Below are 4,120 nucleotides of genomic sequence, written 5' to 3' on the forward strand. Positions count from 1 at the left end.
CCTTGCGCCGGGTGCAGCCGGCCCGGCGGTGTGGGTGCAGCGGGCAACGGGCCGAACCTGGGCGGCCGCCGTGCTGGTCCTCATCGCCGCCACGGTGGTTTTCGTGGCCAGCGATATTCAGGCGGGCTTTCCCTTGGAGGGCGGCCTGCTGACCGTCCTCCTGCTCCAGGCGTTCTACGCGGCGGTGATGACGGTGGTGTATCTGGGGTTGGCGCACCGGATCTATGAGGCCTGGTGGCTGTGGCTGGCTTTTGCCGTGGTGCAGCTGGCCACCTCGCTGGTCTTTCCCAGCCAGCCGACGCCGCAGCTGCTGTATGGCGCCACCGTGCTGCTGGTGCTGTTCGCCTTCTGGCGTTGGCACACGGTGGTGTTCCTGCCCGTCCCCGGGGCCCGGGCCGCCGGGGACGCGGCAGGAGGAGGAGCTCCGGCTACTTCTCCACCAGTGTGAGCACGTCGTAGGTCGCGACGATCTCGTCGTTCTGGTTGGTCAGCACGGCGTCCCAGGCGACCTCGCCGTATTCGTCCGTCTCGCGCGGGGTGATGCGCTTGGCGGTGAGGGTCACCCGGATCGAGTCGCCGGCTGCCACCGGAGTGATGAAGCGCAGGTTCTCCAAGCCGTAGTTCGCCAGCACCGGTCCCGGTGCCGGCTCCACGAACAGCCCGGCACCCCAGGCGAGCAGCAGGTAACCGTGCGCCACAATGCCGGGGAAGAACGGGTTGGCGGCGGCGGCCTCCTGGTTGGTGTGGGCGTAGAAGGTGTCGCCGGTTTCGTTGGCGAACGCGGTGATGTCCTCAAGCGTGACCTGGCGGAGCTCCGAACGGATGGCGTCGCCGATCCGCAGTGTGGCCAGGTTCTTGCGGAACGGGTGCACGTCGTCGAAATACTGGTCGGCGCCGGTATGCCACACGCCGGTCACGGCGGTGAGCATGTTCGGCGAACCCTGGATGGCGGTGCGCTGCATGTGGTGCAGCACGGAGCGGATGCCGCCCAATTCCTCGCCGCCGCCGGCGCGGCCCGGTCCGCCGTGGACCAGGTGCGGCACGGGGGAACCGTGGCCGGTGGACGTCTTGGCGTCTTCGCGGTTGAGCACCAGCACGCGGCCGTGGTGGGCGGCGATCCCGGTAACCAGCACGCGGGCGGCCTCGGGGTCGTTGGTGGCGACGGTGGCCACCAACGAACCGGAGCCCTTCGCGGCCAGCCGGACGGCGTCGTCGAGGTCCTCGTAGCCGATGACGGAGGAAACCGGGCCGAAGGCTTCCAGCGAATGCACGGCGTCGGCCTCGGCATCGGCCCAGGTCAGCAGCACCGGCGACATGAAGGCGCCCTCGGAGTCGCCCACGGTCCCGTCGGCGCGGGTAACCTGCGGCGAATCGAGCGTGCCGTAGGCGAGCTCGCCGCCGGCATCGATCATGGCCTGGACGGCTGCGCGGACGTCGTCAAGCTGCTCCACCGAAGCGAGCGCGCCCATGGTGACGCCTTCGGCCCTCGGGTCGCCGACGACGACGCGCTGTTCGATCCGGGCACGCACGGCGTCGGCGACGTCCTGCATGCGGTCCTTGGGGACGATGGCGCGGCGGATCGAGGTGCACTTCTGGCCCGCCTTGGCCGTCATTTCGGTGACCAGCGACTTGATGTACGCGTCGAACTCCGGGGTGCCCGGCACCGCGTCGGGCCCGAGGATCGCGGCGTTGAGCGAATCCGCCTCGGCGGTGAAACGGATGCCGCCCTGGGCCACGTTCGGGTGGGACTTCAGCAGGTTCGCGGTGTCGGCGGACCCGGTGAAGGCCACGGCGTCGCGGTAATCCAAATGGTCCAGCAGGTCACGGGCAGAACCGGAAATCAGCTGGAGTGAACCGGCCGGCAGGATGTTGGACTCGATGATCAGCTTCACAGCGGCGGCGGCCACGTAACCGGTGGGAGTGGCCGGCTTGACGATGGTGGGCACGCCGGCGATGAAGGCCGGCGCGAACTTCTCGAGCATGCCCCACACCGGGAAGTTGAAGGCATTGATCTGCACGGCCACGCCGGGAATCCGGGTGTAGATGTGCTGGCCCATGAACGAGCCGTCCTTGGCCAGCACCTCTGCCGGGCCGTCCACCACGATTTGCGAGTTCGGCAGTTCGCGCCGCCCCTTGGACCCGAAGGTGAAGAGCACGCCGATGCCGCCGTCGATGTCGATCATGTTGTCGATCTTGGTGGCGCCGGTGCGGTGCGAAACCTCATACAGCGCATCGCGCCGCGCATTCAGGTACTGGGCCAACTCCTTGAGCTTGAGCGCGCGCTGGTGGAAGGTCAGCCGGCCCAGCGAGGCCTGGCCGACGGTGCGGCCATGTTCGACGGCTGCGGCGAGGTCGAGGCCGTCCGTACTGACCCGGGCGAGCACGGCGCCGGTGCTGGCATCGCGGACCTCGGTGCCGGACACATCGCCCTCGGGGGTCCACCAGGCATCCTGGATGTAGCTGGGAACAATTTCGACATCAACGGCGGTAGAGGTCATCGTTGACAGCCCTTTCTTCGCCCGGCCCCGGTGCTGGCGCAGGATGGGGCGGGACATAAAATACTGAACGGTCGGTCGGTAACGTATCCAGCCTACATGACAGCCGCAGCCGGCACAGCCCCTTTTCGGTGACCGCATGGCGCCCGCCCGCCGAAGGATTCAGGCGAGCCGGCGGCGGAGCGCGTCGACATCGGCGGGCGTCAGGCCATGGCGCAGCAGGAACGGCTCCACCTCCAGCTGGGCCAAGACCTGCAGCAGGGACCCGCGCATCTCCGCCACCCGCGCCTCCAGCTCGTCGCCGCCAACGTACCGCTCCACCGGATGCGGGTAGGGGCTGACCCTGTGCCAGTCGTTGATGCCCCGAATGCCCAGCTCGTGCGCGTCGGCGATCCGCTCGGCCGGGACACCCGCGAGCTGCAGCAGCATCATGGAGACCATGCCCGTGCGGTCCCGCCCGGCGGAGCAGTGGACGACGACGGCGCCCTCCGCGTGTGCCAGGGTGCGGAACACCTCGGCGATCAGGTGCGGGAAGACCCGCACGTTGTCCAGGTAGAAACGCGGGTGGTTCATGTACGGGGCGCTGTTGGCGAACTCCGCGTGCCCGGGCTCTTCGGTCGGCCGGTTGAGCACCGTGAATTTATCCAGGGCCCCGGCCGGCACCACCGGATCGGTCGGCCGGCGCGAGCGCTCGCCCGGGTTCCGCAGGTCCACGATGGTGCGCACGCCGTCGTCGTACGCCTGCTGCCAGCCCGCGGCGGTCAGCCATTCGGCGCGGCCCATGCGGAAGATGTCCCCCGCCACCCTGCGGGCGTTGACCGCGCCTTCCCAGGCAACAGCGCCGGCATCGCGGGACCGTTCGGACGACATTGCAGCAGCCTACCGCCGGGCGGCTAGTCCTCCCAGTCGAAGAAACCCTTGCCGGACTTGCGGCCGAGTTCGCCGCGGGCCACCTTGTCGCGGAGGATCTGCGGCGGGGCAAACCGGTCCCCGAGCGTGGAATGGAGGTATTCGGCGATGCCGAGGCGCACATCCAGCCCCACGATGTCGGTGGTCTTGAGCGGGCCGACCGGGTGCTTGTAGCCCAGCACCATCGCGGCGTCGATGTCCGCCGCGGATGCCACGCCCTCTTCCACCATGCGCATGGCTTCCAGCGCGATGGCCACCCCCAGCCGGGAGGAGGCAAACCCCGGCGCGTCGTTGACGACGACGGCGGTCTTCCCCAGTGCCTCGACCCAGCTCCTGGAGGCGGCGGCGAGCTCTTCCGACGTCTTCGGGGCCAGCACCACTTCGACCAGCTGCGAGGCCGGGACCGGGTTGAAGAAGTGCAGGCCGCAGAAGTTCGCCGGGCGCTGCAACTGGTCGGCCAGCTTGGCGATGGACAGCGAGGACGTGTTCGTCGCCAGCCAGGCCGTCGGGGACAGCTGGGCCTCGACGGCCTTCAGCGCGGTGGCCTTCAGCTCGAAGTCCTCCGGCACCGCTTCCACGACCAGCCCGCACGCGGCGAACGAACCGTAGTCGACGGAGACCGACAGCCGGGACTTGAGCGCGTCCAGGGGTTCGGTGGCCGTGCCGCGCTCCACGCTCTTGGCCAGCGCCCCCGTCACGCGCTCGCGGGCCGCCTC

4 protein-coding genes are annotated in these 4,120 nt (G+C 69.3%); 1 reads left to right on the top strand and 3 read right to left on the bottom strand.

Features of this window, described 5'->3' with window-relative positions:
• Positions 1-448 (top strand): hypothetical protein (locus AC5RUJ_RS12165; protein ID WP_494155915.1); only part of this gene is annotated, 448 nt, incomplete at its 5' end.
• On the opposite strand, the gene paaZ is transcribed toward AC5RUJ_RS12165, so the two are convergent.
• The 3 genes from paaZ to AC5RUJ_RS12180 form a co-directional block, all read right to left on the bottom strand.
• Positions 429-2,498: a phenylacetic acid degradation bifunctional protein PaaZ gene (paaZ, locus tag AC5RUJ_RS12170; RefSeq protein WP_494000616.1), complete on the bottom strand. Its 2,070-nt coding sequence runs from the start codon at positions 2,496-2,498 to the stop codon at positions 429-431. The genes AC5RUJ_RS12165 and paaZ overlap by 20 nt on opposite strands.
• Before the next feature lie 159 nt (positions 2,499-2,657).
• A complete protein-coding gene (locus AC5RUJ_RS12175) occupies positions 2,658-3,365 on the bottom strand; it encodes a tyrosine-protein phosphatase (protein ID WP_494128801.1) in 708 nt (235 codons plus the stop codon).
• 23 nt (positions 3,366-3,388) lie between these two features.
• On the bottom strand, positions 3,389-4,120 hold a 732-nt coding region (locus AC5RUJ_RS12180), incomplete at its 5' end, for a 3-hydroxyacyl-CoA dehydrogenase family protein (RefSeq protein WP_494155916.1).

It is taken from the genome of Arthrobacter sp. Y3223164, from assembly GCF_059091005.1.